The organism is Streptomyces sp. NBC_00704, from assembly GCF_036226605.1.
Lineage (GTDB): Bacteria > Actinomycetota > Actinomycetes > Streptomycetales > Streptomycetaceae > Streptomyces.
Genome location: NZ_CP109000.1, coordinates 7,609,942 through 7,626,145 on the forward strand (window position 1 = coordinate 7,609,942; position 16,204 = coordinate 7,626,145).

Annotated in this window: 12 protein-coding genes; 5 read left to right on the forward strand and 7 right to left on the reverse strand. The window is 72.4% G+C overall.

Annotated features, from left to right (window positions below; all coding sequences use genetic code 11):
- Positions 1-204 precede the first annotated feature (204 nt).
- Both OG802_RS33010 and OG802_RS33015 read right to left on the reverse strand, forming a co-directional pair.
- Positions 205-1,401: an SPFH domain-containing protein gene (locus OG802_RS33010; protein WP_329416480.1), complete on the reverse strand. Its 1,197-nt coding sequence runs from the start codon at positions 1,399-1,401 to the stop codon at positions 205-207.
- A gap of 11 nt (positions 1,402-1,412) precedes the next feature.
- Complete coding sequence (locus tag OG802_RS33015; protein ID WP_329416481.1) at positions 1,413-1,664, reverse strand: hypothetical protein; 252 nt, start codon at positions 1,662-1,664, stop codon at positions 1,413-1,415.
- A 584-nt stretch (positions 1,665-2,248) separates the two neighbouring features.
- Between OG802_RS33015 and OG802_RS33020 the strand changes: the two genes are divergently transcribed.
- Both OG802_RS33020 and leuE read left to right on the forward strand, forming a co-directional pair.
- Positions 2,249-3,337, forward strand: coding sequence for a hypothetical protein (locus OG802_RS33020; RefSeq protein WP_329416482.1), 1,089 nt, complete (start codon positions 2,249-2,251; stop codon positions 3,335-3,337).
- A 67-nt stretch (positions 3,338-3,404) separates the two neighbouring features.
- Positions 3,405-4,058, forward strand: coding sequence for a leucine efflux protein LeuE (gene leuE / locus OG802_RS33025; protein WP_329416483.1), 654 nt, complete (start codon positions 3,405-3,407; stop codon positions 4,056-4,058).
- 133 nt (positions 4,059-4,191) lie between these two features.
- Here the strand turns inward: leuE and OG802_RS33030 are convergent, their stop codons facing one another.
- The 3 genes from OG802_RS33030 to OG802_RS33040 all read right to left on the reverse strand — a co-directional run bounded on the left by OG802_RS33030 (position 4,192) and on the right by OG802_RS33040 (position 8,635).
- Positions 4,192-5,916 carry an acyl-CoA dehydrogenase family protein gene (locus tag OG802_RS33030; RefSeq protein WP_329416484.1) on the reverse strand — a complete coding sequence of 575 codons (1,725 nt, stop codon included), beginning with the start codon at positions 5,914-5,916 and terminating at the stop codon, positions 4,192-4,194.
- Positions 5,917-6,047: 131 nt separating this feature from the next.
- Positions 6,048-6,608, reverse strand: coding sequence for a PadR family transcriptional regulator (locus OG802_RS33035; protein ID WP_329416485.1), 561 nt, complete (start codon positions 6,606-6,608; stop codon positions 6,048-6,050).
- A 161-nt stretch (positions 6,609-6,769) separates the two neighbouring features.
- Positions 6,770-8,635, reverse strand: coding sequence for a ricin-type beta-trefoil lectin domain protein (locus OG802_RS33040; protein WP_329416486.1), 1,866 nt, complete (start codon positions 8,633-8,635; stop codon positions 6,770-6,772).
- 116 nt (positions 8,636-8,751) lie between these two features.
- Between OG802_RS33040 and OG802_RS33045 the strand changes: the two genes are divergently transcribed.
- The gene (locus OG802_RS33045; protein WP_329416487.1) at positions 8,752-11,760 is read left to right on the forward strand and encodes a glycoside hydrolase family 3 protein; all 3,009 of its coding nucleotides are present in this window, start codon (positions 8,752-8,754) and stop codon (positions 11,758-11,760) included.
- 25 nt (positions 11,761-11,785) lie between these two features.
- On the opposite strand, the gene OG802_RS33050 is transcribed toward OG802_RS33045, so the two are convergent.
- Both OG802_RS33050 and OG802_RS33055 read right to left on the reverse strand, forming a co-directional pair.
- Positions 11,786-12,622 carry an SGNH/GDSL hydrolase family protein gene (locus OG802_RS33050; protein ID WP_443055414.1) on the reverse strand — a complete coding sequence of 279 codons (837 nt, stop codon included), beginning with the start codon at positions 12,620-12,622 and terminating at the stop codon, positions 11,786-11,788.
- A gap of 206 nt (positions 12,623-12,828) precedes the next feature.
- A complete protein-coding gene (locus OG802_RS33055) occupies positions 12,829-13,644 on the reverse strand; it encodes a hypothetical protein (RefSeq protein ID WP_329416490.1) in 816 nt (271 codons plus the stop codon).
- Positions 13,645-13,786: 142 nt separating this feature from the next.
- Here OG802_RS33055 and OG802_RS33060 point away from each other — a divergent pair, with 142 nt between their 5' ends.
- Positions 13,787-14,437, forward strand: a complete 651-nt coding sequence (locus OG802_RS33060; protein WP_329416491.1) for a DUF7691 family protein — start codon at positions 13,787-13,789, stop codon at positions 14,435-14,437.
- Positions 14,438-14,574: 137 nt separating this feature from the next.
- Entirely contained in the window at positions 14,575-16,167 is a 1,593-nt protein-coding gene (locus tag OG802_RS33065; protein WP_329416493.1) for an eCIS core domain-containing protein, read from the forward strand.
- The last annotated feature ends 37 nt before the right edge of the window (positions 16,168-16,204 follow it).

Consider the following 16,204-nt stretch of genomic DNA (forward strand, 5'->3'; position numbering starts at 1 on the left):
GCCGCGGCCGCGGCCGCGCAGGACCTTCACGGCCGCCCGTTCCTCGCCGTCCGTCGAGACGTGACCGACGACCGGCGACGGACGGCCGGCGACGGACGCAGGGCTTGCGGCCGGGGAACGACGGCCGGCGAACGACGGCCGCCGGCGCTCGGCAGGCAGGCCGGAGTGCGGGCGCCCATGGCGGTCGGCCCGCGACGACGGACGTCAGTCGACGTCCACGGGGCCGTCGTCCGACTTCTTCTGCTTGCCGCTGCGCAGCTGGAGCAGCCCGTCGCCCTTGTTCTCGGACCGGGCGCCGGAGGAGCGGGCGCCGTCGGGCTCCTGGCTGCCCAGGTTCTGGCGCACCGAGTCGAGGATCGTCAGGCCCTGGGACACGAGACCGGCGGCGATCTCCCCGAGACCGTCCGCGCCGTTCAGGACGTTGACGTTGGCCCCGGCGAGCCCGCCGGCGGCCTCCTTGACGATCTGCGGGAGCTGGTCGATCAGCATCCGGTCGAGCGCGACCCGGTCGTACGAGGCGGCCGCCTCGGCCTGGATCTTCATGCGCTGCGCCTCGGCGGCGGCGAGGATCCTGACCCGCTCGGCCTCGGCCTCGGCGGGCTTCACGACCTCGGCCACCAGCTGCTGCTGACGCAGCTTGGCCTGGCGCAGGGCGAGTTCGGTCTGCGCCGCGAGCACCTCCTGCTGGGCGTGGGCCTGGGCCAGCGGTCCCGCCTGGGCGGCCTGCGCCTGGGCGCGGTCGACCTCGGCCGAGTACTCGGCCTTGACGACGGCGGTCTGCCGCGCGTACTCCGCCTGCTTGCGGGCCGCCTCCTGCTGCGCCTCGGCCGCGGTCTGGGTGGCCTGCGCCTGCGCGATCTGCGCCTGCCGCTGGATGGCCGCCTTGTGCGGCGCGGACATCGCGTCGATGTAGCCGGTGTCGCCGTCGTCGATCGACTGGATCTGCAGCGAGTCGACGATGAGGCCGATCTTCGCCATCTCCGTCTTCGAGGTGTCCAGGACCTCCGCGGCGAGCTTCTGCCGTTCGGTGACGATCTCCTCGACGGTCATCGAGCCGATGATGGCCCGCAGATGACCGGCGAAGATCCGGCCGGTGAGCACGGACATCTGATCCTGGTCGGAGAGGAAGCGCTGGCCCGCGTTGATGATGCTCTCGTGGTCGTTGCCGACCTTGAAGGCGATGACCGCGCGCACGTGCAGCGCGATGCCCTGCCGGGTCACACAGGTCTCGGTGACCTCGGACTCGCACATGGACAGGGTGAGGAACCGGACCTTGCGGAAGACGGGGAGCACGAACTTGCCGTGCCCGGTCACCACACGGAACGGCGCGCCGCCCAGTCCGCGCCTGCCTCCCGAGATCAGCATCGCCTCGTCGGGGGCGGGGACGCGGTATCCGAACATGCCTGTACTCCTCAGCCTGCGCCGGCGGTGTCCTCGCCGAGCGCGTCCAGTGGATCCACCCATTCGATGACGCCGACCTCGCGGCATCCACGCGATTCGATCACAAGCACCGCCGAGCCGATCGGCAGGGGCTCCTCCGACCACGCGAGGAAGGTCTCCGTGCCGCCCCTGACCCGCACCAGGACCTCGCCGGGACCCGCGGATCCGCGGGTGGCGACGAGCAGGTCTCCCGTGCGGCCGATCACGGCCTCGTCCTGCGGCATCACGGCCGTCCTCCTCGCCCTGGCTCCCGTGTCCGACGATAGTCCCCGTGCGCCGGGGACCAAAGGGCGGGAACACCCCGGTTTCACCGGCGCGTGCGCGGGGCGAGGGGGAGCACCGGCAAGGGGCGCGAGCCGTGGCCGTCACCACGGCCGACGCCACCGGCGCGTCGGCGGTCCGGGGGCTTCGCACGCCGTCCGGTGTCCCGGCCGGCGAGCCCGCCCGCCTCACTCGCGAGAGTGAGAAGCGCCCTCCATCAGTACGGCAGGAGACGCCCCGACGGCGTCCTGCGGTCGATGTCGTCCTTCGAGGGCGCGGAGGGCCGACGCGTCACACGGACATGAATCCTGGACTGACGATTCATGGCGTCCTCCTGATGTTCTGCGTCGGCTACCGAGTACATGCCCCGCAGTAGCCGCCTCCATCCCCCGACCGCACACCGGGCGTGTGTCGAGCCCTCGAGCCCTCCTCGTGAACGGCCGGCAGATCCGGTGAACGGGCGGCATTTCCGCCATTCGCGCCGCCGGCGGTGACCAGCGGGGCCGTTCCGCCCTCTTCAGTAGGGGACCGACCTACGGGGGGAACGATGAACTGGTCCAGGACGGTGGCCGTCGCGGCGGCCGGGCTCGTGCTGTGCGGATGCGCCACGACGACGGGCACGGGAGGGGCGACGCCGAGCACGGGCGCCTCCGCGCACCCGGCGTCCGTCACGTCGGACAGCCCGGGCACGGCCGACACCAAGCCCTTCCTCATCCTCAACGGGCAGACCGACGCCCGCCCCGGGGAACTCGTCCACATGATGCTCTACAACGTCAGCCGGGCGCAGGGCGGCGACGCGGTGAGCGCCCGGTCCCCCGCGTTGACCGCGCCCGTGCGGCTGCGCTGGGAGGACGGCCACTACGGGGCCGTGGGCACCCGCAGGACGACGGCCGGACCCGGCTGGTATCCGCTCACGGTCACCGTCCACGGCCGCACCGTGTCCAGCGACCGCATCCAGGTCGTCCCCTCCCGGCGCCCCTCCTTCACCCTGCCCGCGTCGCGGAACGACGTGACCCGCCCCGGCGAAGCGGTGTGGCTGGAGTTCGACGACCTGTACCCCGGTGAGCGGGGAGCCGGCTTCACCGTGCGCTCCGCCGCCCTGCCCGCCCCCGTGCGCCTCGTCCACGACGCGTACCGGGACTTCTACAACCCCCGGCTCTTCTCCGCGCGGCCGGGGCTCAAGCCCGGCCTCGCGGACGGCACGTACGCCTTCGTGCTGTACGGCCCGCACGGCCGCCGCATCGCCGCACAGCGGCTGACGGTCCGGGCGTCCCGGCCCGGCGACGGCGACTACCGGGGGAAGGCGCACGACCTCGGCTTCTACGACCCGGGCCGGGGCTACGCGGCCACCGGGCACACGTTCCGGGCCGGCGTCGGGCGCCGGGTCGCCGTCATGTGGCACGACCGGTATCCGGACCCGGGCGAGGAGACGCGGCTGACCGCCACCTCACCGGCGTTCACCGGGGTGCTCCGCCTGCGCCGCGACGACAGCAAGGGCGCCGACGGCGACGACCCGCGCTTCTTCGGCACGGCCACCGTGCGCTCCGGCCTCATGCCCGGCCGCTACCCCGTGACGGTCGTCTCCCACCACGGCCGCGTGAAGAAGACCGCGTACCTGACGGTGACGGCGCGGTAGGGCCACGCCGCCGCACGAGAGCGCGCCCGGGGATGCCGCGTCGCGCCCTCGTGCGACACTCGCTGCCATGTTTGGCGTCATCGACCTCCCCACGTATCTCGCAGGCCTCGTCCTGATCGTCCTGCTGCCCGGTCCGAACTCGCTCTACGTACTGTCCGTCGCCGCCCGGCGGGGCGTCCGCACCGGTTACGCGGCCGCGGCCGGCGTGTGGTGCGGGGACGCGGTGCTGATGACGCTGTCGGCCGCCGGAGTGGCGTCCCTGCTCCAGGCCAACGCCGTGCTCTTCGGGATCGTTAAGTACGCCGGCGCCGGATATCTGACCTGGCTGGCCGTCGGGATGCTGAGGGCCGCGCACGCGATGTGGCGGTCCCGGCGCGAGCCGGCCGCGCGCGACGCCGAGCCCGAGGCGGCGGTGGCCGGGGAGCGGCCGTTCCGGCGTGCCCTGGTGATCAGCCTGTTCAACCCGAAGGCGATCCTGTTCTTCGTCGCGTTCTTCGTGCAGTTCGTCGACCCGGGGTACGCCTACCCGGCCGTCTCCTTCGTGGTGCTGGGCGCGTTCGCCCAGCTCGCGAGCTTCCTCTATCTGACGGCTCTGATCTTCAGCGGGACCCGGCTCGCGGAGGCCTTCCGCCGCCGCAAGCGCCTCAGCGCGGGCGCCACGACCGCCGCCGGCGCCCTCTTCCTCGGCTTCGCCGTCAAGCTCACGCTCGCGAGCGCCTGAGCGCGCCGAGCGGGCCGGGCGCCGGTCCCGGCCGGCAGCCCCCGCGCACGCACGGAAGCTGCCGGCCGCCGGGACGGTGAGATTGTCGGGACGGTGAGGTCGTCGCGGAGGCGGCGACAGGGGGTCTGCCGGGTCAGGGCATCATCTCGTAAGCCCCGGAGAGGGCCTCGACGCGCTGCCAGACGCGCTCCGAGCGAGCCGCGTCGACGACGGGACGCCGTACCGCGCCGAGCGCCCACCGCTGCTGCTCCGCGCTGGCGGAGTCCTTGCCGTGCAGCTCGACGGCGTGCGCGGAGAAGTCGCGCACGAGGACGGCGAACAGCTCGTCGAGCACGTCCTCGTCGAGGCCCGCCAGGGCGGCCTGCTCCAGGACCAGCTGCGCGTGGACGACGAGCGCGAAGAGCTGCCCCACGGCGAGGAGCAGGTCGAGGTCCTGGGACTGCTCCTTGTCGGGAGCGGCCGTGAGCACGAACTCGCAGAGCGCGTCGGCCTGCTCCCGGAACCGGGCCACGTTGGCCAGGCGCGCGTACGCGTCGAACGCGGGCCGCCAGTCGTGGAAGCGGACCGAGCCGAGGCCGCGGGCCGGGCCCTGGCGGAAGAGGAAGGCGTCGTCGGCCGCTTCGAGACGGGTCGGCACGGGCTCGTGGGCGACCGGGTCGAGGAGGTGGTTGCGCAGGAACTTGAGGATCAGGGCCAGGTTGACGTGGACGGTGCCCTCCAGCTTCGGCAAGCCGCGGATCTCGACGGCTGCCTGGGCGAAGTAGTTGTCCTTCTCGAAGCCCTTGGCGGCGACGACGTCCCACATCAGGTCGACGACCTTCTCGCCCTCGGTGGTCACCTTCATCTTCGTCATGGGGTTGAAGAGGAGGTAGCGGCGGTCGTCGGGGCCCGCGGTGCGGAAGTAGTCGACGGCGCGGTCGCTGAACAGCTTCATGCCGACGAGTCGCACATAGGCGTCGGTCAGCTCCCGCCGCACATGCGGGAAAGCGGTGACGGGCCGGCCGTAGAGGATGCGGTTCCGGGCGTGGGTGACGGCCTCGTACATCGCGTGCTCGCAGATGCCGATCGAGGCGGTGCACAGGTTGAACTTGCCCACGTTGACCGTGTTGAGCGCGGCGTCGAACGCGGCGCGGCCGGTGTGCAGGACGTCCTCCGGCGTCACCGGGTAGTCCTCCAGGCGGAACTCGCTGACGTACTTCGACGAGTCGACGACGTTCTTGACCAGGTGGTACTCGGGGCGGCGGCTGTCGGCGGCGAAGAAGACGTAGCCGTCGGGGCCCTCGACGTCGGTGCGGCGGCCGAAGACCGACACGAGTCCGGCGGCGTTGCCGTTGCCGATGTAGTACTTGGAACCGGTGGCCCGGAAGCCGCCCGTGCCGTCGGGCTCCAGGAGCATGTCGGTGGAGTAGATGTCCGCGCCGTGGGCCTTCTCGGACAGTCCGAAGGCGAACACCTCACCCCGGGCGAGCAGTTCCGCCGCGCGGGCACGGGCGGTCGCGTTGTCGCTCTGCCAGACGGGGCCGAGGCCGAGGATGGTGACCTGCCAGGCGTACCAGTAGTCCAGGCCGTAGAAGCCGAGGATCTCGTTGAGGGCGGCTATGCGCGCGGTGTCCCACCGCTTGTCGCCCTCGCCCTCGCCGGCGGCGGACGACGGAGTGAGGAAGGTCGCGAAGAGGCCTTCCTTGGCGGTGAAGGCGAGGAAGTCGCCGAGCCAGGCGCGGGACCGGTAGTCCTCGATCAGTTGCCGCTTGCCCCGCTCCTCGAACCAGTCGACGGTGGCGCGCAGCAACCTGCGGGTCTCCGGGTCGAAGTGCGCGGGGTCGTACGTCCGCGGGTTGAAGAGCAGCGAGTCGGCCATGAGTGCCGCCTTTCGGCTGAGGAAGGGGTGATGGTCAAGGTGTCGGCGCGGAGCTGCCACGGCGGCCACGGCTGCCGCGGAACCGCGGGTCGGGGCGCGGGTGCGAGTGCGGGCACGGGGGCTGTGACCGGTCAGCGGTCGGCTTCGAAGCCGGAGAGCGTGGCGCGGACGTCGTCGAGCCAGGCGATCATCATCCGCTCGTAGGCGATGCCGCCCCGCAGCACGACGTGCTGGAGCTCCCGCTCGGCGTCGAGCCGGCCGCCGCCGGACGCGGGCTCCCCGAAATCCCGGTCCTCGCCCGCGAGGTAGTGGGCCAGGCGGTCGGCGTGGGCCTGCCGGTGCCGCTCGACCTCGCCGATCAGGGCGGCCGGATCGTCGAAGGCGGCGCCGCGCACCTTCACCGCCAGATCGTGCCGCACGCTCTCGGGCTCGGTCGCCTCCCGGAGCCAGGCGGAGAGCGCGTCGCGCCCCGGCCCGGCGACGGAGTACTCCTTCTTGTCGGGGCGCCCGTACTGCGGGACGTCCCGGACGTCGACCCAGCCGTCGCTCTCCATGCGCTTGAGCACGCGGTAGATCTGCTGGTGGGTCGCGGTCCAGAAATACCCGATGGACCGCTCGAAGCGCCGGGCCAGCTCGTAGCCGGAGCCCGGCTTCTCCAGCAGGGAGACGAGGATCGCGTGCTCGAGCGCCATGTACACGATTTTGCTATGCACCTCGTTGCATAGCAACGCCGTCGTCATGAGACACGGCTCACCCGGTGACCGTGACGCGGTTCATCGCCGGACGCGCGCGCCCCCGCCCCCTCGCGGGCGGGCAGGGGCACGCCTCACCGGCGGGGGCACGCCCCGCACCGCTACCCCGACCGCCACTTCTGGTTGGCGGCGCCGGTGCACGACCAGATCTGCGCCCGTGCCCCGTTCGCCGAGGAGTTGTCCGTGACGTCCAGGCACTTGTTCGCGGCCGGGTTCACGACGTCGCCGGTCGAGGCGTTGTACGCCCACTGCTGGGCGCCCGTGCCGTTGCAGTCGTACAGCTGGGTCTTCGTGCCGTCCGCGGTCGCGCCCGAGGTCACGTCGAGGCACTTGCCGAGCGCGCGGACCGTGCCGTCGGTGGCGGCCGTCCACTGCTGGGCCGGGGACCCGTTGCAGTCGTAGAGCTGCACCGCCGTGCCGTTCGCGCTCGAACCGCCCGCCACGTCGAGGCACTTGCCCGCGAGCCCGACGAAGGCCCCCGAGGCCGCGCCGCCGCCGGACTGCGTGCCCGACCAGGTGAACGTGGCGGACGTCCTGCCCGGCAGGGAGTACGTCGCGTGCTGCCCGCCCCAGCCGATCGTCACCGTCTTCGCCGTCGCGGCGTCGTTGTAGGCGATCAGCGCTTTCGACCCGTCGGGGTTGCGCCACGCCACGTTGGGCACGGCGGCCGAGGCCGTCGAAGCGATGCGCCGGGCGCCCGGCCGGACGAACTTGGTGAGGTGGCCCATCGTGTAGTACTCGACGGTGTAGTCCACGCCGTCGCCCGCCCCGTCGCCGTTGTGCACGGTGATCAGGCCGGTGCAGGTGCCGCACCCGCCGTTGTGCGGGCCCATGTTCTGGTCCACCGCAAGCGACCACTTGGTCACCGACTTCGCCCAGTTGCGGGTGTAGTCGACGATGTCGTGCATGTCCTCGCGCTGCTGGTCGGCGATCCACGTCCCGCCGGAGTGCTCGGTGCCGAACGCGTCCAGGCCCGGGTACCGGTCGTGCACGGAGGTCTGCTTGCCGACGTCACCGCCGTACCCGTGCCAGGCGATGCCGCCGAAGTTGGGGTGGTCGCGGATCGCCGGGTCGTCGACGCTCTGCGCCGCGTAGGAGTCGTAGACGTCCCAGTTCCAGTCGTGCGCGAGGACCTTGGCCGGCAGGCCCGCCGCCTGGAACTTGGGCAGCAGTTCGCTCTTCAGGAAGTACGCCAGCCCGCTCGCGTTCCAGCTCATCGAGGGATAGCCCGCGCAGCACGTCGGCTCGTTCTGCGCGGTCACGTACGAGACGTCGACGCCCTGGCTCCGGTATGCCTGGAGGTACTTCACGAAGTACGAGGCGTAGGCACCGTAGTCCTCCGCCTTCAGCCAGCCGCCGTTGAGCGAGCCGCTGTCCTTCATCCAGGCCGGGGCCGTCCAGGGTGAGGCCATGACCGTCAGGGACGGGTTCAGCTGACGGGCCTGCTTCGTCAGCGGCACCACGTCCGCCAGGTCGTGCGCGATCGAGAAGCGGTCGAGGTTCGGATCGCTCTGCCCGGCGGGGACGTCGTCGTAGGTGTAGCCGTAGCGGGCCAGGTCGGTGGCGCCCATCGGGTTGCGCAGGAACGACAGCCCGATCCCGTCCGTCGGCGAGAACAGCTTCCGCATCGTCGCGTCGCGGGTCGCCGCCGAGAGGGCGCCGCTGCTGTTCATCAGCCAGGCCGCGGTGTCCGTGAAGGACGCGCCGCCGCCGGTGAAGGTCTGGTACCGGGTGTTCTCGTCGACGGTGATGTTCTCGCCGGCGCCTCCGGCCCCGGACTGGAACGCGAACGGCGCCTGCTGTTGCAGGCCGCGGACCACATGGCGTCCGGCGGAGTCGTCGGTGGTGGTGAGCCAGGCGGTGACCTGCTCGCCGGCCGCGTGCGCGGACGGCGCGGCGGCGGTGAGGCCGGCCGTGGCGAGGAGTCCGGCCAGCAGGAGCCGGACCGTGCGGGGGGTTCTCCTCATGTGATGTCGCCCTTCCCGAGATGTCTGACGTGACGTCTTGACGGGTGTGCGGGCCGTTAGTTAACTCACGGCATGATCTAAGTGTTGAGTGAACCATGAGAGCCCAGGGAAGGTCCATGCCGAGAACCGCTCTGCTCCTCTCCGCCGTCCTGCTCCTCGCCGTGGTGTCGCCGACGGCCTCCCGTGCCGCCGACGACCCCCTCCCGGTGTCCGTCGACCGCTTCGAGGGCGAGGTGCCCTTCGCCTCCCAGCCGGCCGAGGGCATCTTCACCTGGGGCGGCGACGGCGACGATCCGCCCGCTCTGCGACTCACCGCCCGCGCCGACGCCCCGGAGGGCGAGAAGGTGCTCACGGGCGCCTACGACATCAGCGCCTACGGCGGCTTCACCCACGACTTCGCCGCCGGCCTGCCCGCCCACGACTGGTCCGCCCACCGGGGCGTCCGCTTCTGGTGGGAGGGCCGGGGCACGGGCAAGAAGGTGCCCTTCGAGATCAAGGACGGCGGCGCGAACGGCGAGGCCTCCGAACTGTGGACCACGGCCTTCACCGACGACTTCACCGGCTGGAAGCAGATCGAACTCCCCTTCGGCGACTTCGTCTACCGCACGGACTACCAGCCCGTCGGCGGCATCGACCACGTCCTCGGGCTCACCCACATGTGGGGGTACGCCCTCACGCTGCCCGCCGGCGACGCGGGCACCTTCGCCATGGACGATGTCGAGCTGTACGGCCGGGCCGACCAGGCGCTGCGCGCGACCGTCACGACCGACGCCGCCGTCTACCCGGTACGGGAGGGCGGCACGGCCACCGTCTCGGTCACCGTCGCCACCACCGCCTCCGCCCCGCTCGGCGAGCCGGTGACCGTCGCGTACGCGACCGCCGGCGGCACCGCCCGGCCGGGCGGTGACTACACGCCGGTCAGCGGCACGCTCACCTTCCCGGCCGGCACGCCCTCGGGCACGACGCGGACCGTCACGGTGCGCACCCTGCGCGACAAGTCCGCCGAACCCGCCGAGACGGTTCCCCTCACCCTCACGGTCACCGGCGCCAGGGCCCCGGCGGAGACGCCCGAGATCGTCGTCGACGCCAACGGACTGCCGTACCTGAACGCCGCCCTGCCCGTGCGCAAGCGGGTGGCCGACCTGCTCTCCCGCATGTCCCTGAAGGAGAAGGCCGGGCAGATGACCCAGGCCGAGCGCGCAGCGGTGGGGGAGGGGGCCGACGTCACCGCCCAAGGGCTTGGCTCCCTGCTCTCCGGCGGCGGATCGACGCCCACGCCCAACACCCCCGAGGCCTGGGCGAAGATGATCGACGGCTTCCAACTGCGCACGCAGGCGACGAGGTTGCAGATCCCGCTGATCTACGGCGTCGACGCCGTGCACGGCCACAACAACCTGGTCGGCGCCACGATCATGCCGCACAACATCGGCATCGGGGCCACCCGCGACCCCCAACTCGCCGAGCAGGCAGGGTCCGTGACGGCCAGTGAGGTCCGCGCCACCGGCGTCCCCTGGGACTTCGCCCCCTGCCTGTGCGTCTCCCGCGACGAACGCTGGGGACGCGCCTACGAGTCCTTCGGCGAGGACCCGGCCCTCGTCCAGTCCATGGAGACCGTCGTGCAGGGCCTCCAGGGCCGCGCCGACGGACGGGACCTCAAGGACGACGACAAGGTCCTCGCCACCGCCAAGCACTTCGTCGGCGACGGCGGCACCGCGTACGGCTCGTCCACGACCGGCGCCTACACCATCGACCAGGGCGTCACCAAGGTCACCCGCCGGGAGCTGGAAGCCGTCCACCTGGCGCCGTTCCGGACCGCCGTCGACCGCGGCGTCGGCACCGTCATGCCGTCCTACTCCTCGCTCGACGTCCTCGGCGACGGACAGGGCCCGGTGAAGATGCACGCCCGCGCCGACATGATCAACGGCGTGCTCAAGGGGCGTATGGGCTTCGACGGGTTCGTCATCAGCGACTGGAACGCCATCGACCAACTCCCCGGCGACTACCCCGCCCGCGTCCGCACGGCGGTCGGCGCGGGCGTCGACATGATGATGACGCCGTACGGCTACAAGGACTTCACCGCCACCCTGATCGACGAGGTGAACGCCGGCCGGATCAGCACGAAACGCGTCGACGACGCCGTGTCGCGGATCCTCACCCAGAAGTTCCGCCTGGGCCTCTTCGAGCACCCGTACGCGCAGACCCGCAACGCCTCGAAGATCGGCGGCGCCGCCCACCGCGCCGTCGCCCGCCGGGCGGCCGCCGCCTCACAGGTGCTGCTGAAGAACAGCGGCGGAGTGCTCCCGCTGAGGAAGACGCAGAAGGTCTACGTCGCGGGATCCGACGCCGACGACCTCGGCAACCAGACCGGCGGCTGGACCGTCACCTGGCAGGGCTCGTCCGGCACGCACACCCGGGGCACGACCATCCTCGACGCGATGCGCAAGGACGGCGACGTCACCTATTCCGCGGACGCCTCCGCGCCCACGGCGGGCTACGACGTCGGCGTGGTCGTCGTCGGCGAGACCCCGTACGCGGAAGGCGTCGGGGACGTCGGCAACGGCCACTCCCTCCAGCTGTCCGCCGCCGATCGGGCCGCCGTGGACACGGTGTGCGCGGCCATGAAGTGCGCGGTGCTGATCGTCTCCGGACGCCCGCAGCTGATCGGCGACCGCCTCGGCGCGATCGACGCCCTGGTGGCGTCATGGCTGCCGGGCACCGAGGGCGACGGCGTCGCCGACGTGCTGTACGGGAAGCGGCCCTTCACCGGGCGGCTCCCCGTCACCTGGCCCAGGTCCGAGGCCCAGCTGCCGATCAACGTGGGGGACACGGCGTACGACCCGCAGTTCCCCTACGGCTGGGGCCTGACGACCCTGACCAAGTCGCCCGGCGGCGGCGCGGCCACACTCCGCGCGCTGGCGGTCGCGGCCACGGCGGCCGAACGGGCCGGCGCCGACAGGGCGGGCCGCGCGCTCGTGGACAGGGCCCGGCTGATCGTCCAGCACAAGGCGGGCGCGGATCTCACGGCGGCGGTCTCGAAGCCGTTCGCCGACGCCGACCACCTCTCCCTCACCGGACGGTACGGGGCGGCCCTGCGCAAACTCGGCGAGGCCTACCGGGCGGCCTGACGAGCCGTCGGCCGGACGGCGGCGGTCACGGGGCGATGGGGGAGGCATCGCCGACCGCCGGCCGTTCGGCCGCGCCGCCGGACAACGGCGGGAAGACCGGCAGCAGGTGAGGACGCTTCGCGGTCCGGCCGTCACCGGACGACCGTCCGCGCAACCGCCTCGCCAGCCACGGACCGAGGAAGGTGGCCGCCCAGCGCAGTTCCTCCACGACCGCGCGCGGGCCCGACAGGGCCGCCTCGGCGGCCGGCTCCAGCGGACCGGACCAGGAGTCGTCGCTGCCCGGAAGCGCGAGAGCGTGAGCGACGGCGGCGGCGATCCGCTCGTGACCGAGAGGGCTGGCATGGAGCCGGTCTGCACTCCACAGGCGGGGGTCGGTGATGACCGCGTGCCCCGCGCACTCGGCGACGGCCACGCCGTGCCGCCCTGCGGCCTCGCGTATGCGCTGGTTGAGGGCGACCAGACGGGAGCCCAGGGGACGGCCGAGCGCCGCCAGCCGGGTGGGAAAGGTGAGCGTCGCGACGCGGGCCCCCTGCGCCGTGAGCGCGGCGAACATGGCCTCGAGATGGGCGGCCACCTCGTCCGCGTCGAACCGCGGCCGCAGCACGTCGTTGACCCCCGCGACGACGGTGGCCACGTCCGGACGCAGGGAGAGCGCCGGCGCGAGCTGATCGTCCCGCACCTGGGCGGCACGCTTGCCGCGCACCGCCAGGTTCGCGTACCGCAGGCCGGGACTGTGCGCCGCCAGGTGCTCGGCGAGGCGGTCGGCCCATCCTCGTAGGCCCACGACGTCGTCACCGTCGCCCAGGCCCTCGGTCTGACTGTCTCCGAGGGCGACGAACCGCAGATAGGAGCCACCGTCCACGACACACCCCTGCCTTCCCATGGGTAGCGCTGTCGGCAGCCATTGTGCTGGCTTCTGGCAATAGAAGCCAGCCAGCTCGAGCCGAAGTGGCCACGAGCACCCGCGCCGCCCCCGACCACTCCTCTCCCGCGGCCCCCTCCCGCGGCCCCCTCCCGCGGACCCATCCCGCGGCCCTCTCCCGCGGACCCATCCGCGCTGCCGGCGCACTACCCGCCGGTGGTGGCGGTCGCGGCGTGCCGTGCCTCCATCGCGTTGATCACCCGCTCCCGGGCGAGCAGCCGGGCCCGCTTGAGCCTCGCGTCGGCCAGCAGCAGCGGCACGTACCAGAACCATCCCCACACGCTGAAGGAGACCGTCCCGCTCAGCACCAGCGCCTTGTTGGTGGCGAGGACCAGCACGAAGGTGGCCGCGTACGCCGCCACCCGGTAGCGGACCAGGAGCCGGAGCGGGGCCCGCCACGGGCCGGCCAGCAGTTCCAGCGCGGCCGCCACCTCGGCCGCCCGCAGGTCCTCCGGATGCGCGGGCGCCTGGCCGCCCCGCTCCAGCGCTTCGGCCACGTCGGCGCTGTGGGACGCCACCATCGCCCGCTCGGCCAGCGCCGAGGCCGTGCTCTCCTGGAAATCCTGCCAGTAGCCTCGCCCGGCCCGGCCGACCGCGGCCTCCACCCGTGCCGCCTCGGGCGACCCCGCCGGAGCCAGCACGGCGATCCGCTCCTTGAGCCGGGCCGCCCGCGCGCTGCGCCCCGGGTACGTCCATTCGTCGGCCCGCAGGCACAGTTCCAGATAGGACACGAGCAGTCCGAGATCGTCGGGCCATCGGGCGAGTCCGGCCCGGTAAACCTTCTCGGCCTCCGCGTCGTGGTCGTCCTCGTCCTCCGCCGCGTGCGCGAGGCCGAGCCACCGGTACAGGACGGGATCGGGCCCGAGTTCCTCCAGAGCGGACTCGGCCACCGTCCGGACCTTCGTGAACCCGCCCACCGCGAACAGCTCTTCGCAGCGGGCGGCGTATCCCTCGCGTGTCATTCGTCCCACCCCGGTCGATTGATGGAGCCACACTCTGCGGCACCCGAAACCCCCTGGTCAAGGCGCGGCCACGACCGGCCCGGGTGCCGAGCGGGGATTGCGGCGTGACGGACTGTCAGTGCCGTCGGACACAATGACGATCATGAGTCACGACATTGCTTACTCCACCGCGGACAAGGCGGACGTCCTGGCCTTCCTCGGCAGCCACGGCGAGCTGAGCGCAGACCGGACGCGCCGCCTGGAGTCGATGCGCCGGGCCGCGCGGGCCGCCCAGGACGACCTCGAACGCCAGGGCGTCGACTGGGGATTGCCCGTCCCGGACGCCCTCGAGCACCTCGTCGCCGGGCACACCGACTCCGACGCGCACTGCGCGGGCAACGCCTATCACCGCGCCGCGCAGCTGATCATCGACCACAACGCGTCCGACCCGATGCACCTGGGCACCTACTCGAAGCCCTCGACGTTCTTCGGCCTGGTCGACGACGAGATGCGACGCCTCGGCGTCCCCGCCGACCTGCTGCCCCACGGCTTCCTCTACGGCGGACTCCCCGCCGGCTTCCCGTTCATACCGCACTCGACCGACGGGTACCCCGCCATCGGCCATCTGCCGCTCGCCAAGGCCAAGCCCGCCGCCGAGGCCTATCGCGCCGTCCTGGACCGCATGGACGAAGACCTCCGGTACGACGTGCGGGAGCTGATCGAAAAGCTCGAGGACGAGCACAAGGAGTGGGAGTACGCCACGGAGAACATCGGCTGGTACACCCAGGACACGCTGTTCTTCGCGCTCACCTGACCGCCGGCCCCACGGGCGGGCCGGCGCGATCCCGCGACGCGGTGCCCCCAAGTCTGCCCGCACGGCCCTGGTGCGCGCGGCGCGGGGACGGAAGCGTGGCGCAGACTGTGCACGGCCGAGGTTGAGGGAGAGCAGTGATGCGGGCGCGGGAGCAGGACACTCAGGCCCAGGGTCCGCAACAGGGGCGGGAGCGGCGTCCGGCGGCCGCCCGCCCGGCCCACGCGCACACCGCCGCGGCGTTGGGCCGCATCGGCGGCATGTCGCCCGCCGCCCTCACCGTCCTCCAGCGCACGGTCGGCAACGAGGCGCTGGCCCAACTCGTCGCCGACGAACGGCATGAACACGGACCGGGCTGCGCACACCCGGACGCCACGGCGGTCCAGCGCGCCCCCGACGTCGACTCGGTGCTGCGCGGCGGGGGCCGTCCGATGGACGCGCCGCTGCGGCAGGAGATGGAGGCCCGCCTCGGCGCCGACTTCGGCGACGTACGCCTGCACGACGACAGCGCCGCCCGCCGCTCGGCCGCCCAGCTCGGAGCCCGGGCCTACACCTCCGGCAGCCACGTGGTCATCGGCGCGGGCGGCGCCGACAAGCACACCCTGGCCCATGAGCTGACGCACGTCATCCAGCAGCGAAGCGGCCCGGTGGCGGGCACCGACACCGGCGACGGCCTGCGGGTGAGCGACCCCGGGGACGCCTTCGAACGGGCCGCCGAGGCCAACGCCGCCCGGGTGATGTCGGGGCCCGTCCCCGTACAGCGCAGCGCCGGCGCCGAGGGCGGAACGGCGTCCGCGTCCGAACGGGCGCGCGGGGGCGAGGGCGCGGGCCGGCGACGGCAGGTCCAGCGCGTCGTCTACAACACGAACACCGTTCCCCAGGGCTCGTTCATCCAGCCCGTCGTGGACGGGGCGGGCCGGACGACGTCCATCGAGATGATCAGCGACGGTTCCCTGGTCGGTTCGCCCCCGGCAGCCGACCCCACCGGTTACCCCTACATCCGCCAGCTCGGTCTGACGAACTTCTGGATCCGTTTCCACCTCATCAACATGCAGGCCGGCGGCCCCGGAACGGCGGACAACCTGGTGCCCGCGTCCAAACGCGACAACAGCCGCTACGAGGCGGGCGTCGAGAGCGTGCTGAAGAGGGAACTGAACGCCGTGGCGGCCGCGAACGCCGTCCTCGCGGCGAACGCTCCACGCCACTACGTCTACTTCGGCGTCGACGTGGACTACGCGACGGCCAACGCCCAGACCCACACGTACCAACAGGGCTTCGCGCCGTACTTCGTCCGCTCGCTCACGATCAACTTCAAGCGGTACGACCCCACGACCGGGGCCTGGCAGATCCTGGCCGCAGGCGCCCCCTTCGCCTTCACGGACCCTCAGCCCACCTACGTCGGCACGGCGACGGCCGCCGCGAGCATGACGCTCCCGCTACTCGTCCAGCTCACCGCGAACCGCAACTGGAACACGGAAGACGTCGCCTTCCTCCAGTCGATCGGCGCGGGCGGCGCCCGCAGCGGGGAGTACCAGCACCTGGTGGACCAGGCCGGCGCCCTGGGAGCCACGGAGTCCGTGATCCACACGTTCTCGCAGATGCCGTTCCGGCCGGCCCGGCAGGGCGGACGCGGTCAGCAGCGCGGCGCCGTCACCTTCGCCGAGCGCATCGACAACGACACGCAGCTGGCCACGCTGGCCAATCTGATCGCCACCGGCAGAATCACCACCTGACGGACCGCCGCCCGCACACCGGGGGCGGCGGCAATCA